The sequence below is a fragment of the Herbaspirillum sp. WTB6 genome (assembly GCF_057457785.1).
Map to the genome: position 1 here is coordinate 2,493,133 of NZ_CP176522.1, position 18,180 is coordinate 2,511,312.

General features: G+C 63.2%; 17 protein-coding genes. 15 read left to right on the forward strand and 2 right to left on the reverse strand.

Annotated features, from left to right (window positions below; all coding sequences use genetic code 11):
- The first annotated feature begins 39 nt into the window (after positions 1-39).
- On the forward strand, positions 40-1,089 hold the full coding sequence (locus ACK2VC_RS11665) for a 2Fe-2S iron-sulfur cluster-binding protein (RefSeq protein WP_486730522.1): 1,050 nt from the start codon (positions 40-42) through the stop codon (positions 1,087-1,089).
- Positions 1,090-1,108: 19 nt separating this feature from the next.
- Here ACK2VC_RS11665 and ACK2VC_RS11670 read toward each other — a convergent pair whose 3' ends face one another.
- A complete protein-coding gene (locus tag ACK2VC_RS11670) occupies positions 1,109-1,711 on the reverse strand; it encodes a phenylacetic acid degradation protein PaaY (RefSeq protein WP_486730523.1) in 603 nt (200 codons plus the stop codon).
- 192 nt (positions 1,712-1,903) lie between these two features.
- On the opposite strand from ACK2VC_RS11670, the gene ACK2VC_RS11675 reads away from it, so the two are divergent.
- Together ACK2VC_RS11675 and paaZ are read left to right on the forward strand one after the other, a co-directional pair.
- Entirely contained in the window at positions 1,904-2,530 is a 627-nt protein-coding gene (locus ACK2VC_RS11675; protein ID WP_486730524.1) for a TetR/AcrR family transcriptional regulator, read from the forward strand.
- A gap of 47 nt (positions 2,531-2,577) precedes the next feature.
- A complete protein-coding gene (paaZ, locus tag ACK2VC_RS11680) occupies positions 2,578-4,629 on the forward strand; it encodes a phenylacetic acid degradation bifunctional protein PaaZ (RefSeq protein ID WP_486730525.1) in 2,052 nt (683 codons plus the stop codon).
- Positions 4,630-4,767: 138 nt separating this feature from the next.
- Here paaZ and paaX read toward each other — a convergent pair whose 3' ends face one another.
- The gene (gene paaX, locus ACK2VC_RS11685) at positions 4,768-5,703 is read right to left on the reverse strand and encodes a phenylacetic acid degradation operon negative regulatory protein PaaX (RefSeq protein WP_486730526.1); all 936 of its coding nucleotides are present in this window, start codon (positions 5,701-5,703) and stop codon (positions 4,768-4,770) included.
- Positions 5,704-5,989: 286 nt separating this feature from the next.
- Here paaX and paaA point away from each other — a divergent pair, with 286 nt between their 5' ends.
- The 12 genes from paaA to ACK2VC_RS11745 all read left to right on the forward strand — a co-directional run bounded on the left by paaA (position 5,990) and on the right by ACK2VC_RS11745 (position 18,075).
- Complete coding sequence (paaA, locus tag ACK2VC_RS11690) at positions 5,990-6,991, forward strand: 1,2-phenylacetyl-CoA epoxidase subunit PaaA (RefSeq protein WP_486730527.1); 1,002 nt, start codon at positions 5,990-5,992, stop codon at positions 6,989-6,991.
- Between the two features lie 16 nt (positions 6,992-7,007).
- Positions 7,008-7,292: a 1,2-phenylacetyl-CoA epoxidase subunit PaaB gene (gene paaB / locus ACK2VC_RS11695; RefSeq protein WP_486730528.1), complete on the forward strand. Its 285-nt coding sequence runs from the start codon at positions 7,008-7,010 to the stop codon at positions 7,290-7,292.
- Between the two features lie 13 nt (positions 7,293-7,305).
- Complete coding sequence (gene paaC, locus ACK2VC_RS11700; protein ID WP_486730529.1) at positions 7,306-8,061, forward strand: 1,2-phenylacetyl-CoA epoxidase subunit PaaC; 756 nt, start codon at positions 7,306-7,308, stop codon at positions 8,059-8,061.
- Between the two features lie 5 nt (positions 8,062-8,066).
- Positions 8,067-8,582, forward strand: a complete 516-nt coding sequence (paaD, locus tag ACK2VC_RS11705) for a 1,2-phenylacetyl-CoA epoxidase subunit PaaD (RefSeq protein ID WP_486730530.1) — start codon at positions 8,067-8,069, stop codon at positions 8,580-8,582.
- Positions 8,583-8,641: 59 nt separating this feature from the next.
- Positions 8,642-9,718, forward strand: a complete 1,077-nt coding sequence (gene paaE, locus ACK2VC_RS11710) for a 1,2-phenylacetyl-CoA epoxidase subunit PaaE (RefSeq protein ID WP_486730531.1) — start codon at positions 8,642-8,644, stop codon at positions 9,716-9,718.
- Positions 9,719-9,760: 42 nt separating this feature from the next.
- Complete coding sequence (paaN, locus tag ACK2VC_RS11715; RefSeq protein ID WP_486730532.1) at positions 9,761-11,425, forward strand: phenylacetic acid degradation protein PaaN; 1,665 nt, start codon at positions 9,761-9,763, stop codon at positions 11,423-11,425.
- A 19-nt stretch (positions 11,426-11,444) separates the two neighbouring features.
- Positions 11,445-12,236: a 2-(1,2-epoxy-1,2-dihydrophenyl)acetyl-CoA isomerase PaaG gene (paaG, locus tag ACK2VC_RS11720; protein ID WP_486730533.1), complete on the forward strand. Its 792-nt coding sequence runs from the start codon at positions 11,445-11,447 to the stop codon at positions 12,234-12,236.
- A gap of 3 nt (positions 12,237-12,239) precedes the next feature.
- Positions 12,240-13,769, forward strand: coding sequence for a 3-hydroxyacyl-CoA dehydrogenase PaaH (gene paaH, locus ACK2VC_RS11725; protein WP_486730534.1), 1,530 nt, complete (start codon positions 12,240-12,242; stop codon positions 13,767-13,769).
- Positions 13,762-14,214, forward strand: coding sequence for a hydroxyphenylacetyl-CoA thioesterase PaaI (paaI, locus tag ACK2VC_RS11730; protein ID WP_486730535.1), 453 nt, complete (start codon positions 13,762-13,764; stop codon positions 14,212-14,214). Before paaH ends, paaI begins: the two co-directional genes overlap by 8 nt.
- Before the next feature lie 36 nt (positions 14,215-14,250).
- Positions 14,251-15,579 (forward strand): phenylacetate--CoA ligase PaaK, encoded by a 1,329-nt coding sequence (paaK, locus tag ACK2VC_RS11735; protein WP_486730536.1) that lies wholly within the window; start codon positions 14,251-14,253, stop codon positions 15,577-15,579.
- 41 nt (positions 15,580-15,620) lie between these two features.
- Positions 15,621-16,826 (forward strand): 3-oxoadipyl-CoA thiolase, encoded by a 1,206-nt coding sequence (pcaF, locus tag ACK2VC_RS11740; protein WP_486730537.1) that lies wholly within the window; start codon positions 15,621-15,623, stop codon positions 16,824-16,826.
- 100 nt (positions 16,827-16,926) lie between these two features.
- On the forward strand, positions 16,927-18,075 hold the full coding sequence (locus tag ACK2VC_RS11745) for an ABC transporter substrate-binding protein (protein WP_486730538.1): 1,149 nt from the start codon (positions 16,927-16,929) through the stop codon (positions 18,073-18,075).
- Positions 18,076-18,180: the final 105 nt, after the last annotated feature.

Here is an 18,180-nt window from a genome sequence, read left to right on the forward strand (position 1 = left end):
TCCGTATTTGCGTATCATGAATTTGTTGAAGGATGACAAGTGAGCCGAATCAAACTGCATCCATCGGGCCATGAAATTGTCTGTCAGCACGGAGATACTGTCCTGACGGCGGTCGAGCGTGCGGGTTACGCTCTGCCCAACAATTGCCGCGCCGGTGCGTGCGGCGAATGCAAGGTAAAAGTGCTGCGGGGCGAGTTCGATCAGGGGATGGTGCTGGATATGGCCTTGTCGCCGGAGGAGCGCGCGCAGGGCTACGGGTTGATGTGCATGGCCAAGCCCTTGTCGGACGAACTGGTGATCGAATGGGGTACGGAAGACGCCAAGCCCAAGCTGTTTCCGCCGCGCGAGAACATGCTGCACGTGGTCACCGACAAGATCCGGCGCACGCCGCGCATCACCGAATTCCGCCTGCGCCCGTTGGGCAACCCGGTGCGCTACTGGCCCGGCCAGTATGTAATGGTCGGCGATGCGAACACTGGTGCGCCGCCGCGCTGCTATTCGATCGCCGCCGCGCCGAGGCCGGACGGCGAAATCGTGCTGCACATTACGCGCGATGAAAACGGCGCCACCAGCCGCTGGCTGCACGACCAGGTGCAGGTGGGTGACATGGTCAAACTATCCGGCGCCTATGGCACCTTTATTGGCGATCCCTCAGTCGAGACACCGGTGCTGTGCCTGGCAGCCGGCTCCGGGCTGGCGCCGATCCTGTCGCTGACGGAAGCCGCTTTGCGGCGCGGTTTCAGGCAGCCGGTGAAGCTGATGTTTTCCGCGCGCACAGCCCAAGATCTGTACGACCAAGGTTTGATGGCCTTCCTGCAGGCAAAGAACCGGCGCTTCAAGTTCATGCCGACACTGACCCGCGAAAAACATGACGGCATGCTGCATGGCCGCATCCCCGACATTCTGTCGACGCAGTTCGCCGATCTGTCGGGATATAGCGTTTTCATCGCCGGCACGCCGGAATTCGTCGAAAGTTGCACGGAGGCGGCGAAGCGTCTTGGCGCGAAGGACGAACTGATCCATGTCGAGGGATATTTCCAGCAGCAGCAGCCGCAGACCGCGCCGGCATCCAAGCTGGCGGCGGTCTGAGACTGGGTGTGCGGCGGCGTCAGCCTCTTTTCTTCGCGATCAGCGGCTGCACGTCGGGCGCCTGCAAGCGCGGACGATTTGCTTCGATCGCGGTCAGAGGCGCCACTTCGGTCATGGTCGCCAGGCAGCGCTTGGTCAGGTCCTGATAGGTGAGGGTGCCTTCCAGCTTCCACGCGATTTCTTCTGCGCTAAGTTCGCGCAACACTTTCGCGGGCACGCCGGCGACCAGAGAACGCGGCGGGACCTTCATGCCGGCGCGGACGAAGGCACTGGCAGCCACGATCGCTTGCTCGCCAATCTCGGCTTCGTCCATCACCACCGCGTTCATGCCGACCAATGCATCGCGCCGGACGACACAGCTATGGAGCACCGCGCCGTGGCCGATATGGCCGTTTTCCTCCACCACCGTGTCCGATGCGGGAAAGCCGTGGATGACGCAGGTGTCTTGCACGTTCGCGCCGCGTTGCAACACGATGCGCCCGAAGTCGCCGCGCAAGGCTGCGCAGGGACCGATATAGCAGTTCGGACCGACGATGACATCGCCGATCAGTACGGCGGTCGGATGCACGTAGGCGCTCGGATCGACAACAGGAATGACGCCTTCAAGGGAATAGTAGGGCATGCGAAACTCCTCCGGGGGGATGCCGGAGCGGATACGCACACGGCGAAATAGCTAAAAGATGATGTGGGAAGGCGGACGATTAATGCAGTTTGAGGTGGTTGATCTCTGGCTGGCACTTCAATATAATTTAAACCGACCGGTCGGTCAATAATGTTTTTGGTGGCGGCAGGCCATTATTAAGGCTTACATCTCATGGCAAGAGGACGCTCACCCGCCTACGAAGAGCAGCGCGAAATGATCCTGTCGCGCGCGGCGCAGCTCTTCGCCGAGCGCGGATTCGCTGCGACCTCGATGAACGAAGTCGCGGAAGCCTGCGGCGTGTCCAAACCGTCGCTGTACCACTATTTCCGCGACAAGTACGCGCTGTTGGTGAACATCGCCGAAGGCCACGTGACGCGCCTCGAATCCGTCGTCGACCACGTGCGGCGGGAGCCGCTCGATCCGAAAGCGCGGCTGGAGCGGCTGATCCGGCGTTTCGTCGAGGAATACGCGGGCGCGCGGCATGCGCATCAGGTGTTGACCAGCGACGTGCGCTTCCTGAACGACGACGACCGCGAACGCGTTCTCGCCGGGGAGCGCCGCGTCGTCGTCGGCTTCGCCGACACCATTGCCGAGCTGCGCCCCGAGTTGGATACGGCGCGCATGGCCAAGCCGCTGGCCATGCTGCTGTTCGGCATGATCAACTGGATGTTCACCTGGCTCAAGCCGGATGGCGAACTGACTTACGAAGCGATGGCGCCGGTCGTTGCCGACCTTTTCTTCGGTGGCATCCCGGCCGTGCGCGTGCCGCCGAGGCCAGAATCGCCGGAGCCGGCCTGAGCCGCCTCCGCTCTTTCATTCATTCAAGATCAACCAGGAGAACACACATGGCCAACGCGCCTACCCTACAAAGTTTCATCGGCGGACGCTGGTTTGGCCAGCAGGCGGCGCAGGCGCTCGCCAGCGCGGTCGATGGGCGCATCGTCGCCCACACCCACGCCGAGGCACCGGATTTCGCCGAAGCGGTTGCATTTGCGCGCGGCAAGGGCGTGCCGGCGCTGATGGCGATGGATTTCCAGGAGCGCGCCGCGCGCCTGAAAGCGCTGGCCGCCTACCTTTCCGAACGCAAGGAGCAGCTGTATGCCGTGTCCTACCATACCGGCGCGACCCGCGCCGATAGTTGGATCGACATCGAAGGCGGCAACGGCACCTTGTTCGCCTATGCAAGCATGGGGTCGAACGAGCTTCCTTCCGGCAACGTGGTGCATGAAGGGCCGGCAATCCAGATCGGCAAGCAGGGCAAGTTCTTCGGTTCCCACATCCTGGTGCCGCGCGGCGGCGTCGCGGTCCACATCAACGCGTTCAACTTCCCGATCTGGGGCCTGCTCGAAAAATTCGCGCCGACCTTCCTCGCCGGCATGCCATGCATCGCCAAGCCCGCAACCGCGACCAGCTATTTGACCGAGGCGATGGTGCGCATGGCGAACGAGTCCGGCCTGCTGCCGGAAGGCGCGCTGCAACTGGTCATCGGCGGCACCGGCGACCTGCTGGAGCGGCTCGATGGTTTCGACGTCGTCACTTTCACCGGTTCCGCCGACACCGCGGCGAAGCTACGCGCGCATCCGAACCTGATCCGCCAGGCGGTCCCGTTCAACGCCGAGGCCGATTCGCTCAATTGCGCGATCCTCGCACCGGATGTCACGCCGGACGATGAAGAGTTCGACCTGTTCGTCAAGGAAGTGGCGCGCGAAATGACCACCAAGGCCGGCCAGAAATGCACCGCCGTGCGCCGCGCGATCGTACCGCGCAAGCATCTCGACGCGGTCGCGCAGCGCCTGCGCGACCGTCTGGCGAAGACCGTGGTTGGCGATCCGGCACGCGAAGGCGTGAAAATGGGGGCCCTGGCCTCGCATGCGCAGCAGGCCGACGTGGCCGAGCGCGTCGCGCAACTGGCGCAGGGCAATGAAGTCGTCTATGGCGAGCGCGACGGCTTCGCGCCGGTGGGCGATAACGTCGGCAACGGCGCGTTCTTCTCGCCGACACTGCTGCTGTGCCGCGATCCGCTGCGCGACGAGCGCGTGCACGACATCGAAGCCTTCGGCCCGGTCAGCACGCTGATGCCGTACGATGACATCGACGAAGCGCTGGCATTGGCCGCGAAAGGCAAGGGCAGCCTGGTCGGTTCGCTGGTTACGCGCGATCCGAAGATCGCCGCCAAGGCGATTCCGGTTGCCGCGATGCGCCATGGTCGCCTGCTGGTACTGGACCGCGAAGCGGCGGTCGAATCGACTGGCCACGGCTCGCCGCTGCCGATGCTCAAGCACGGCGGCCCGGGTCGTGCCGGCGGCGGTGAGGAACTGGGTGGGATCCGCGCGGTCAAGCATTATCTGCAGCGCGCCGCGGTACAGGGTTCGCCGACGATGCTGACCGCGGTCACCGGCGAATATGTACGCGGCGCCGCGCTCAACGAATCCGACGTGCATCCGTTCCGCCGCCATTTCGACGACCTGCAAGTCGGCGATTCGCTGCTGACTCACCGCCGCACCGTCAGCGAAGCCGATATCGTCGCCTTCGGGGGCCTGTCGGGCGATTACTTTTACATGCATTTCGACGAGATCGCCGCGAAGCAAACGCAATTCGGCAAGCGCATCGCGCACGGCTACTTCGTGCTGTCGGCTGCTGCCGGCCTGTTCGTGTCGCCCGCGCCGGGGCCGGTGCTCGCGAACTATGGCCTCGACACGCTGCGCTTCGTCAAGCCGGTCGGCATTGGCGACACGATCCAGGCGCGCCTGACCTGCAAGCGAAAGATCGACCGCCGCAAGAAAGATCCGAAAGGCGTCGGGCAAGGCGTAGTCGCATGGGATGTGGCGGTGATCAATCAGGATGGTGAACTGGTCGCCAGCTACGACATCCTTACGCTGGTGGCCAAGCGCTCGTGATGTGAACGTGCGATGCGCACCACGCCGGCTTCGATGAATCGGGCCGGGGTGCGTTCTACGCACCGGAAATCGCGCCACGTTGATGGCGCCTTTGGCGCTCCGTGCCGTGTCCCCAACAAGCGATACGCTGCGACGGTGTCAGTGGAGGCCGTCGAAACGCTGGTAGAAATACGGCGCGGCCTCCGGCGCCGCTTCGTCTTCGCGGCGTAGCGTTGCCAGGACGTATTGTTCGGCGTTTTTCCAGGTGCCGCGATATACCTTGCGGCATAATTCATAGGCAATCATGCCTGGCCAGTTCTCGGGCAGCAATTCCAGCGGCAATTGCGGATCGTGCAGCTGCGCGCGCCGGTAGGCGTGAATCAGCAGCGTGCGGATCATGAACGCATGCTCGGGGTCGAGCGCGCTTCTTCCGTCCAGCAATTTCGGCACTGCCGCGAAGCGTTCGCTTAGGTGCGCATAATCGTCGACCACGCTGCCCAGTTCCCAGCACTGCCCGATCAGGTCCCTCAAGGGTCGCGTCGCGAACGCGGCGGAGTCGGCCGCGACGCAAACGAAGACATTTCCCTTCACGCCCACGCGTTGCAGGATTTCATCCAGCGTCTCCGGGTCGGCATTCGGGTGGCCGAACACGGAGGGCGCGATCATCCCGTACCCCTGCCATAGCAGCTCCTTGCGCAAGCCCGCACGCTGCTCGGCGGTAATCGTGCCGGAGGTCGCAAACAGCAGCGTCCATTCGCCACTCCATTCCCGTACCGACGGCGTGTAGATGCGCTGGTAGGCGCGCTCGAAACGGGGCGCCGCAGACGGATTCAGCGCGTACAGGCTGCGTCGCCCTTCGCGCTGCGCATCAAGCCAGCCTTCTTCCGCAAGTCGGAACACGCTGGTACGCACCAAGCGGTCGCTGATTCCAAATGGCGCCAGCAAGTCGATCAGGCTGCCCAGCCACACCTTTCCACCGTGCGGAGTGATCACATCGCCGAACAGCGTCATCACGAGGGATTTCGCGCGCGGCGGGTGATCGGTCATGTACTGGTCGATCCATTTCTTGAGGGCATGGCTTTTGGTTGATGACATGGGTTGATCAGGTTTCTACGTAAATATTCTTCAGGGGGAAAGATGATACATATGGAACACACGCTGGCGAAGGAAATCCAAAAACGATACAAATATTTTTAATGATACGCTTAAAACTATTTACATACCAATCTACGTATCATATTATGAGGGCGTGGCTAAACCTAAATAATTCTTGCGCAAATGATTCGCATCAAGAATTTCAAAATTCGGTTCTGCTTCCATGCGGTCGCACGTTACGGGCCGGAATGAAATGTTTCGAGCCGATTCAAGAGGGAGTAGGGGCGTGTACGCACAATTGGTCGATACCGGAAGCGGGAAAGTCCGATCGCTTGACGAAATGGCGCCGCAGGAGCGCGGGTTTCAGCAGCGCGTCGAGGCTGGCATCAAGATCGAGCCCAAGGACTGGATGCCAGAAGGCTATCGCAAGACGCTGATCCGTCAGATTTCGCAGCACGCGCATTCGGAGATTGTAGGCCAGCTCCCGGAGGGGAACTGGGTGACGCGTGCGCCGACGCTTAAGCGTAAGGCCATCCTGCTGGCGAAGATCCAGGACGAGGCCGGCCATGGCCTGTACCTGTATAGCGCGGTCGAAACACTGGGCGTGTCGCGCGATCAAGTGCTGGCCGACCTGCACTCCGGCAAGGCGAAATACTCCAGCATCTTCAATTACCCGACCCTGAGCTGGGCCGACATGGGTGCGATCGGCTGGCTGGTAGACGGCTCCGCGATCATCAACCAGATCCCGTTGTGCCGTTGCTCCTACGGGCCATATTCCCGCGCGATGATTCGTGTGTGCAAGGAAGAGTCTTTCCATGCACGCCAGGGCTACGACATCATGCTGTCGCTATGCAGGGGCACGCCCGAGCAGAAGCGGATGGCGCAGGACGCCCTCAACCGCTGGTGGTGGCCGGCGCTGATGATGTTCGGTCCGTCCGACGCAGACTCCGTCAACAGCGCGCAATCAGCCGCATGGCGCATCAAGCTGCATTCCAACGACGACTTGCGCCAGCGCATGGTCGACCAGACGGTACCGCAAGCCGAATACCTGGGCTTGACGATTCCCGACCCGAAGCTGAAGTGGAACGAGGAAACCGGGCACTACGACTTCGGTGCTATCGACTGGAGCGAATTCAACGACGTCATCAGGGGCAATGGCCCCTGCAACCGCGACCGCTTGCGCGCGCGCGTGAAGGCATACAAGGATGGCGAATGGTTTCGCGACGCACTGGTCGCGCATGCTGAAAAGCAGGAGCGCCGCAAGGCATCCAGGCAGACCGCCATCTGAATCAATGGAGACGGATATGAGCAAGGAATGGCCCCTCTGGGAAATCTTCATCCGCAGCCAGCACGGCTTGGCGCACAAGCATGTGGGCAGTCTGCACGCGCCCGACGCGGAGATGGCGATCAATAACGCACGCGACGTGTATACCCGCCGCAATGAAGGTATCAGCATTTGGGCAGTGAAAGCGGCCGATATTGCCGCCAGCAGCCCCGGCGACAAGGTGCCGCTGTTCGAGCCATCCAACAGCAAGGTCTATCGCCATCCGACCTTCTTCCCGATGCCCGAAGAAGTGAAGAACCTGTAGAGCCGGGATAGTCATGGTAGATCAAAAATTCGAATACCTGCTGCGTCTCGCCGACAATGCGCTGGTGCTTTCCCAGCGGCTGAGCGAATGGTGCGGCAAGGGGCCGGCACTGGAAGAAGACATGGCGCTCACCAACGTGGCGCTGGACCTGATCGGCCAGGCCCGATTCTGGTTTTCCTACGCGGGCGAGGTTGAAGGCAAAGGCCGCGACGAAGACCAACTGGCGTTCCTGCGCGACGCGCACGACTTCCGCAACCTGCTGCTGGTCGAGCAGCCCAACGGCAATTACGCCGACACGCTGGCGCGACAGTTTTATTTCGATGCATGGCATTTCCTGCTTCTGCAGCGGCTTTGCGCGTCCTGTGACACAGGCGTGGCAGCCATCGCTGAGAAGTCGCTGAAGGAGGTCAGTTACCACCTGCGTCGCAGCGGCGATCTGGTTGTGGGGCTGGGCGATGGCACCGACCACAGCCACGCGCTGATGCAGGCCGCGCTTGATGATTTTTGGATGTATACCGGCGAAATGTTCGAGGCCGATGAGATCGACCGTGCGATGGCCGGCCAGGGCGTGGCGCCGGATCTCGCCAGCCTGCGCGAGCCATGGCTGCGGCATGTGCGCGAAGTGCTCGAAGAGGCCACCTTGCGCATGCCGGCACCGGATGCATGGATGCAGCGAGGCGGCAAACGCGGCGTACATAGCGAATACCTTGGTTATCTGCTGGCGGAAATGCAGTTTCTGCAGCGCGCGTATCCGGGCGCCAACTGGTGAGCGCGATGACGGCCACCGTAGAGCAGGTCTGGCAATGGCTGGAGGAAGTCCCGGATCCGGAAATCCCGGCGATTTCGGTCGTCGATCTGGGCATCGTGCGCAAGGTGGAACAGGCGGGCGGCGAGGAGTTCGTCGTCACCATCACGCCGACCTATAGCGGCTGTCCGGCGATGCTGGCGATCGCCAGTGCGGTCGAAGCGGTTCTGCGCAGCCATGGTCTCAAAAGAGTGCGGCTGGAGACGCAGCTGTCGCCGGCGTGGACCACCGACTGGATGACGGAAAGCGGCAAGCAGAAGCTGAAGAGTTACGGCATCGCGCCGCCGACGCGAAAAGCAAGTAATCATCAGGTGATCGATATCAGCCGTCTACGCAGAAAGGAATCGATGGAGTCGGAGGTGGAGTGCCCGCGTTGCGGCTCGGTCAAAACGCGCCTGAGCAGCCGTTTCGGTTCGACAGCATGCAAGGCGCTGTACCGCTGCGACGACTGCCTGGAACCGTTCGATTATTTCAAAAGCCATTGAACAGGCAATCTCTGGCACGCGACGCCGGATGCCTGACAGGGTTGGGGGAGCAGTTTGATATGAGCAAGTTTCATGCGTTGACCGTCTCGCAGGTGAGGCGCGAGACACGCGACGCTGTCGCCGTCACTTTTGACGTGCCGTCCGAGCTACGTGATGCGTACCGCTATACGCAGGGGCAGCATCTGACGCTGCGGGTGGCGATCGGCGGGGAAGATGTGCGTCGCTCGTATTCGATTTGCTCGTCGGTGCGGGACGCCACGCTGCGCGTGGCGATCAAGCGCACGCCTGGCGGCCTGTTTTCGACCTGGGCCAACGATTCGCTGCAGGCCGGTGCGCAGCTCGATGTGATGCCGCCGATGGGCCACTTCCATGTACCGCTGTCTTCGGATAACTGCAAACATTATCTCGCGTTCGCTGCGGGCAGCGGCATCACTCCGATGCTGTCGATTATCAAGACCACGCTGCAGACGGAGCCAGGCAGCAGTTTCACATTGTTCTATGGCAACCGCGCATCGTCGTCGGTGATCTTCAAGGAAGAGCTGGCCGAACTGAAAGACCTCTATCTGGCCCGCTTCAAGCTGGTCTATGTGATGAGCCGCGAGCAGCAGGACATTGACCTGTTCAACGGCCGCATCGATGGGGACAAGTGCGCGCGCTTCTTCAAGAGCTGGGTCGTGCTCGACGACATCGATGCCGCCTTCATTTGTGGCCCGGAGCAGATGATGCACGAGGTGTCGAGGGCGCTGCGCGAACACGGCTTTCCAAAGGAAAAAATCAAGGTGGAACTATTCGCCGCCAGCGCGCCCCGGCGCGAGCACGTGCCTGGAGCGCGCCCGGTTCCCGGCGGCACGGAATGCGAGGTGACCTTAGTCATCGACGGCAACCATGTCAACTTCAGCATGGAAAAAGACAAGGAATCGGTGCTGGACGCGGCGCTCAGGCACGGTATCGACGTGCGCCATTCCTGCAAGGCGGGCGTGTGCTCGACCTGCCGCTGCAAGGTGGTGGAAGGGAAGGTCGACATGGATGTGAACTACGCGCTGGAGGATTACGAGATCGCGCGCGGTTTCGCGCTGTCATGCCAGAGCTTCCCGGTGACGGACAGGCTGGTGATGGATTTCGACCAGGATCACTAACACTTGGCGGCGCCAGACAAGAACAGATTTTTGGAGACATGCATGCCCACCTCTTTCCTTGAACGCCACCGGCCCTTGCTGGATAAGGCGACCGAATCGATCGTCACGCGCGGCTACTGGAGCGCCTACGCCGAAATGCCGAGCCCGAAGGCGTACGGCGAGACCGCCAATGACGACGGGAAGGCCGCCTTCGAGGCCTTGCTGGACAAGCCATTTGCGCTGGAACAGGCAGCGACCGTCGGTCGCGGCGGCCGGGAAGCCTCTCCATACGGTTTCGATCTCGGCATCACCTATCCGAAAGCCGATCTGGATGCCTTGTTCGCGGCGATCAAGGTGGCGTCGCCAGCCTGGCGCAAGGCCGGCCCGGAAGCCTGGGTCGGCGTGTCGCTGGAAATCCTGCAACGCCTGAACAAACGCAGCTTCGAGATCGCCTATGCGGTGATGCATACAACCGGCCAGGCCTTCATGATGGCGTTCCAGGCGGGCGGCCCGCATGCGCAGGATCGCGGCCTCGAAGCCGTCGCCTATGCGTGGGACCAGATGCGCCGCATTCCCGAGACCGCTTGCTGGGAAAAGCCGCAAGGCAAGAACGAGCCGCTGAGGATGGAAAAGCGTTACGCCGTCGTGCCGCGCGGCGTGAGCCTGGTGATCGGCTGCTGCACCTTCCCGACCTGGAACAGCTATCCGGGCCTGTTTGCCAGCCTTGCCACCGGCAATGCAGTGATCGTCAAGCCGCATCCCGGCGCGATCCTGCCGCTCGCGATCACCGTCCAGATCGCGCGCGAGGTGCTGCAGGAAGCGGGATTCGATCCGAACATCGTCACGTTGGCCGCGCATGACCAGGGCGACGATACCGCCGCCACGCTTGCGACCCGTCCCGAAGTGCGCCTGATCGATTTCACCGGCAGCAGCGCCAACGGCAACTGGCTGGAGCGCAACGCGCATCAGGCGCAGGTGTATACCGAGAAGGCCGGCGTGAACCAGATCATCATCGACTCGACCGACGACCTGAAAGGCATGGCGCGCAACATCGCGTTCTCGCTCACGCTGTATTCCGGGCAGATGTGCACCGCGCCGCAAAACATCTACATCCCGGCCGAAGGCATCGACACGCCGGATGGCCGCGTCGGCTTCGACGAGGTAGTGCAGGCAATCGCCGATGGCATCGCCAAATTGACCGGTGATGCCGCCAAGGCGGTGGAGATAACCGGCGCGATCCAGAACAGCGCGGTGATCGACCGTATCGAAGCCGCGCGGGCACTAGGCGAAGTGGTGGCCGACAGCCGGCCGCTGGCGCATCCGCAATTTCCGGCCGCACGTACCCGCACGCCGCTGCTGCTGAAGATCAAGACTTTCGACGAAGACAGGATCATGCAGGAATTCTTCGGCCCGATCTCGTTCGGCGTCGCGACCAAAGGCACCGCGCACAGCCTCGCGCTGGCGGATAAAGGCGTGCGCGAACAGGGAGCGCTGACGCTGTCCGTGTATGCGCGCGATCCGCAAGTGATCGAGCAGGCGCGTGACCTGGCGGAGGAGACGGGCGTCGCACTGTCGATCAACCTGACCGGCGGCGTGTTCGTGAACCAGTCGGCGGCCTTCAGCGACTTCCATGGGACCGGCGCCAACCCGGCCGCCAATGCGGCGCTGTGCGACGCCGCCTTCGTCGCAAACCGTTTTCGTGTCGTGCAAAGCCGCGCGCATATCTAGCCCTGATTGAAAGCAAGCGATGACATATCAAAATATCCTGTTCGAGATCGGCCAAGGGATTGCCCGGCTAACGCTCAATCGGCCCGACAAGCTCAATAGCTTCACCGCCGCGATGCATCTCGAAGTACGTGAAGCGCTGGAAAAGGTGAAGGCCGATCCGTCCGTGCGCGTGCTGGTGCTGACCGGCGCGGGCCGCGGCTTCTGCGCTGGCCAGGATCTGGCGGACCGCGCGGTCGCGCCCGGCGCCGCCGCGGTTGATCTCGGCGAATCGGTGGAAAAATATTACGCCCCTCTGGTGCTGGCGCTGCGCAATCTGCCGCTGCCGGTAATCTGCGCGGTCAACGGCGTCGCGGCCGGCGCCGGCGCCAATCTGGCGCTCGCGGCCGACATCGTGATCGCGGCGAAATCCGCTTCCTTCGTCGAAGCGTTTTGCCGCCTCGGTCTGATTCCCGATACTGGCGGCACCTATTTCCTGCCGCGCGCGATCGGCACACCGCGCGCGATGGGGCTGGCGATGCTGGGCGACAAGCTCAGCGCGGAACGCGCGGAAAGCTGGGGCCTGATCTGGAAATGCGTCGACGACGACGCACTGGCGGGTGAAGTCGATGCGCTGGCGAAACATTTCGCCGCCGCGCCGACCAAGGGACTGGCGCGCACCAAGCAGGCGATCTACGCCAGCCCCGGCAACACGCTCGAACAACAGTTGAACCTGGAGCGCGACTTCATGCGCGAACTCGGCAACAGCCACGATTACCGCGAAGGCGTGAACGCTTTCATGGAAAAGCGCGCGCCGCGCTTCACCGGAGCCTGAAGCATGGTCTCGGCACTCGATCCGTCGGTCACGGTCGCGGTTGTCGGCAGCGGCGCTATGGGCGCGGGCATCGCGCAGGTCGCGGCCGCCGCCGGTCATCCGGTCAAGCTGTATGACGCCCGCGCCGAAGCGGCGGAGCAGGCGATCGCCAATATCCGCCGGAATTTCGGCAAGCTCGTCGAGAAGGGCAGGATGAACGCCGCCGATGCCGAGACCGCCGGCGCGCGACTGCAAGCGGTGGCGTCGATCGACCGGCTCGGCGATGCCGGCCTGGTGGTGGAAGCCATCGTCGAAAACCTGGAGGCCAAGCGCAAGCTGTTTGCCGAACTCGAAGCGATTGTTGGCGAGCGCTGCATTCTCGCCACCAACACCTCGTCGATTTCGGTCACCGCCATCGGCGCCGGCCTGCGTTTTCCGCAGCGCCTGGTCGGCATGCATTTTTTCAACCCGGTGCCCTTGATGGCGCTGGTGGAAGTGGTCAGCGGACTGGCCAGCGAGCGGAAAGTGGCCGACGTCGTTTATGCCACCGCGGCCGCCTGGGGCAAGAGCCCGGTGCATACCGCGTCGACGCCCGGCTTCATCGTCAACCGCGTCGCCCGCCCGTACTATGCCGAAGCGCTGCGCATCGCCACCGAGCAGGCGGCGGCCCCGGCTACGCTCGATGCCATCCTGCGCGAAGCGGGCGGCTTCCGCATGGGGCCGTTCGAACTGATGGACTTGATCGGCCACGATGTCAATTTCGCGGTGACGAAGTCGGTATTCGAAGCCTACTTCAACGACCCGCGTTTCACGCCGTCGCTGATGCAGCAGGAATTGGTCAATGCGGGTTTCCTCGGCCGCAAGACCGGACGCGGGTTTTACCAATACGGCAACCAAGCGCCGGCGCCGCAGCCACAGGATGAAGCTGTGCAGCCCGCTCCGGCCGGCGTGACGGTCTTTGGCGCCGATGCCTTCGCACAGGCGCTGGCGGCGCGGATCGCGGCCGGCGGCCTGCAGGTGGAGCGCGTCGCCGCCGCCAGCAGCGACGCCTTGCTGCAATGCGGCGCCGCCACCGTGTATCTGACCGACGGCCGCAGCGCCACGCGGCGCGCGCGCGACAACGGCGTGTGCAACACCGTGCTGCTGGATCTGGCGCTAGACTGGAGCACCGCCAGCCGGGCCGCGCTGACGTGCGCCGATCAGTGCGACGAGGCTGCCTACCGCGCCGTGGTCGGTACTTTCCAGGCGGCCGGTTATACGGTGTCGCGCCTGGATGACGTGCCCGGCATGGCGGTCATGCGCACGGTCGCGATGCTGGCCAACGAAGCCGCGGATGCAGTGAATCAGGGAGTGTGCAGCGTGCAGGCGGTCGACACCGCGATGCAGAAAGGTGTCAACTATCCGCGCGGGCCACTGGCCTGGGCCGATGCGATCGGCATCGCCAGAGTGATGGCGGTGCTCGAAAACATCGCGGGAAGCTATGGCGAGGACCGTTACCGCGTGTCGCCGCTGATTCGCAGGAAAGTCGCAACGGGAGCCTTGTTCCATGCATGAAGTACTCAAACAATCGGATGCGCAGGAGCTGGCCGAAGCCACGGCGAAAGCCATGTATGCGCGCGACGAAGCCACCAGGACGCTCGGCATGGAAATCCTTGCCGTCGGCCCCGGCACCGCGCGCATCAGCATGAAGGTAAGGCCGGACATGCTCAACGGGCACCAAACCTGTCATGGCGGCTTCATCTTCGCGCTCGCCGACAGCACCTTCGCGTTCGCCTGCAACAGCTACAACCTCAACACGGTGGCCGCCGGCTGTTCGATCGAATACCTCGCGCCCGGCAGGGCGGGGGACGTACTGACGGCACAAGCGGTCGAGCAGGCCAGGGTGGGGCGCAGCGGCGTGTACGACATCAGCGTGACGAACCAGGAAGGTACCCGCATTGCTTTGTTCCGCGGCAAGTCCCATCAGATCAAGGGCGAAGTCATCGGCGCCGGCTCCTGAAACCTGGCGCCGGAAAAATTCATCGGAGGAGACACCATGCTACAAGCTACACAAAATCCGGGCGAGCTTGAGCCCATCGAAAAGGCCAGCCGGGACGAGTTGCAGGCATTGCAACTGAAGCGCCTGAAGTGGACTTTGAGCCACGCGTATGACCATGTGCCGCATTACCGCGCGTCATTCGATGCCGCCGGTGTGCACCCAGACGACCTGAAAACGCTGGCCGACCTGGCCAAGTTTCCGTTCACCGGCAAGAAGGACTTGCGCGATAACTACCCATTCGGCCTGTTCGCAGTGCCGCGCGAAAAGGTGGTGCGCCTGCATGCCTCCAGTGGAACCACTGGCAAGCCGACCGTGGTCGGCTATACGCAGAACGACATCGACACCTGGGCCAACGTGGTGGCGCGCTCGATCCGTGCAGCTGGCGGCCGCCCCGGCGACATAGTACATGTGTCCTACGGCTATGGCCTGTTCACCGGCGGCCTGGGCGCGCATTACGGCGCGGAGCGGCTTGGCTGCACCGTGATCCCGATGTCTGGCGGGCAGACGGAAAAGCAGGTGCAGCTGATTCAGGACTTCAAGCCCAAAATCATCATGGTGACGCCGTCCTACATGCTCAACATCATTGAAGAGTTTTATCGCCAGGGGCTGGACGCGGCCGAGTGTTCGCTCAAGGTCGGCATTTTTGGCGCCGAGCCATGGACCGATGCGATGCGGGCCGAAATCGAGGCGCGCGCAGGCATCGACGCGGTCGACATCTACGGCCTGTCCGAAGTGATGGGGCCAGGCGTGGCCAGCGAGTGCATTGAAAGCAAGGACGGTCCGGTGATCTGGGAAGACCATTTCTATCCGGAGATCATCAATCCGGACACCGGTGAAGTGGTGCCGGACGGCGAGGAAGGTGAGCTGGTGTTCACCTCGCTGACCAAGGAGGCGCTGCCCATCATCCGCTACCGGACGCGCGACCTGACGCGCCTCTTGCCGCCGACCTCGCGCTCGATGCGGCGCATCGGCAAGATCACCGGCCGCTCGGACGACATGCTGATCATCCGCGGCGTCAACGTATTCCCGTCGCAGATCGAGGAACTGATCCTGAAGCAGGCGGGCCTGGCGCCGCAATACCAGTTGATCGTGACGCGCGAGGGGCATCTCGACAAGCTGGACGTGCTGACGGAATTGCGTCCGGAAATCTCCGGCAAGCTGTCCGAACTTGAAATGGAAGCCATCTGCCGCGAACTGCAGCACCACATCAAGACCCATGTCGGCGTCACTACCCGCGTGCGCGTGATGGCATCCAACACCATTGAACGCACCGCCACCGGCAAGGCGCGCCGTGTGGTTGACAAGCGGCCCAAGGTCGCACCCTGATCCGACAGCCTTCCATAGAACCATAGAACGGAGCATCCAACGTGACTGAGGCTTTCATCTGCGACGCCATCCGTACGCCCTTCGGCCGTTACGGCGGCACGCTGTCGACGGTGCGCGCCGACGACCTCGCGGCCTTGCCGATCAAGGCACTGATCGAGCGCAACCCGGGCGTCGACTGGGCGCGCGTCGACGACGTGCTATATGGCTGCGCCAACCAGGCCGGCGAGGACAATCGCAACGTCGGCCGCATGGCGGCGCTGCTGGCGGGCTTGCCGGTCGATGTGCCGGCCAACACTATCAATCGCCTTTGCGGCTCGAGCCTGGATGCGATCGGCACGGCCGCGCGCGCCATCAGGTCGGGCGAGGCGGAGTTGGTGATCGCGGGCGGCGTGGAAAGCATGAGCCGCGCGCCCTTCGTGATGGGCAAGGCCGACAGCGCGTTTTCGCGCTCGGCGAAGATCGAGGATACGACCATCGGCTGGCGCTTCGTCAATCCGCTGATGAAGGCGAAGTACGGCATCGATTCGATGCCGGAAACCGCCGAAAACGTGGCGGTCGACTTCAGGATCAGCCGCGCCGACCAGGATGCATTCGCGCTGCGCAGCCAGCAGCGCTGGGCGGCCGCGCGGGCGGCAGGCGTCTTCGACGCCGAGATCGTGCCGGTCATCATCCCGCAGAAGAAGGGCGAGCCGAAGATGTTTTCGACCGACGAGCATCCACGTCCGGATGCGACGCTCGAGATGCTGGCCAGGCTGAAGGGCGTGGTTTACCCCGATGGCAGCGTCACGGCGGGCAATGCGTCCGGCGTCAATGACGGCGCATGCGCGGTGCTGCTGGCGTCGGCGGCGGCAGCCGACCGGCACGGGTTGAAGCCGCGCGCCCGCGTGCTCGGCATGGCGGTCGCCGGACTGGCACCGCGCATCATGGGCTTCGGCCCGGCGCCGGCGACGCGCAAGGTACTGGCGCTGGCCGGGCTGAAGCTGGAGCAGGTGGACGTGATCGAATTGAACGAAGCGTTCGCCGCGCAGGCGCTGGCGGTGACGCGCGACCTCGGCCTGCCGGACGATGCGCCGCATGTGAATCCGAACGGTGGCGCCATCGCCATCGGCCATCCGCTCGGCGCCTCCGGCGCGCGGCTGGTCACGACCGCGTTGAATCAGCTGGAGCGTGGCGGCGGTCGTTACGCGCTGTGCACGATGTGCATCGGCGTCGGGCAAGGCATCGCGCTCGTCATCGAGCGCGTATAAGAATGCGGCCGATGAAGGGCGGCAGGCGCCTGAGTGAAAGCGGGCGAAAAAAGAGTAGTTCAACCATTTCATAAAAATTTATCGAAAGGTGGAGGTAGACATGATTGGAAAAATGTTTGGCAAGGCGCTGGTGCTCGGGTCCCTGGTGTCGGCGGCGATCGGCGCGATCGCGGCCGAACCGATCAAGATCGGTTCCGTGCTGTCGGTTACCGGGCCGGCCGCGTTCCTCGGCGACCCCGAACTGAAAACCTTGCAGACTTATGTCGAGAAGATCAACGCAGAAGGGGGCGTGCTCGGACGCAAGCTGGAATTGGTGCATTACGACGACGGTAGCGAGTCGGGCAAGGCCAACAGCTTCGCCAAGCGCCTGATCGAATCCGACAACGTCGACGTGCTGATCGGCGGCACCACTACCGGCGCTACCATGGCAATGGTGCCGCTGGTCGAGAAAGCAGGCGTGCCGTTCATTTCGCTGGCCGGCGCGGTGGTGATCGTCGAGCCCGCGAAGAAGTGGGTGTTCAAGACGCCGCACACCGATCGCATGGCGGCGGAAAAAGTGTTCGAGGACATGAAGAAGCGCGGTATCAGCAAGGTCGGCCTGCTGTCCGAAACCAGCGGCTTCGGCCAGTCGGGCCGCAAGGAATCCCACACCGTCGCCGGCAAGTACGGCATCACGCTGGTAGCCGATGAAACTTACGGCCCGAAGGATACCGACATGACCGCACAGATCACCAAGATCAAGAACACGCCCGGCGTGCAGGCGATCTTCGTGTTTGGTCTCGGCCAGGGTCCGGCCGTCGTGACCAAGAACTACGGTCAGCTGGGCAGCGGGCTGCCGTTGTACCAGTCGCACGGCGTGGCATCGGACGAGTTCATCAAGCTCGCCGGCAAGGCCGCTGAAGGCATCCGTCTGCCGACTCCAGCGATGCTGGTTGCCGACGCGCTGCCGGCCAACGACCCGCAAAAGACGATGGTGACCGGGTACAACAAGACCTACCGCGACAAGTTCAAGACGGAGCCGTCGACCTTCGGTGGCTATGCGTACGACGCGTTGTTGCTGGCGGTTGACGCGATGAAGCGCGCCAACTCGACCGACAAGGAAAAAATCCGCGCCGCCATCGAACAGACTAAGGGGTTTGTCGCCACCACCGGCGCCTTCAACATGAGCCCGACCGACCACATGGGCCTGGATCTGAGCGCCTTCCGCATGGTGGAAGTCAAGAACGGCGACTGGCAGCTGCTGAAGTAAGGCCGATGCATCGGCAGCCAGAACGCTGCTGCCAATGAACGATGGCCAGCGGTCCTCCCCTTTTGCTGGAGGGGAGGGCTGCACGCATTCTGAAAGTCCCCTCTA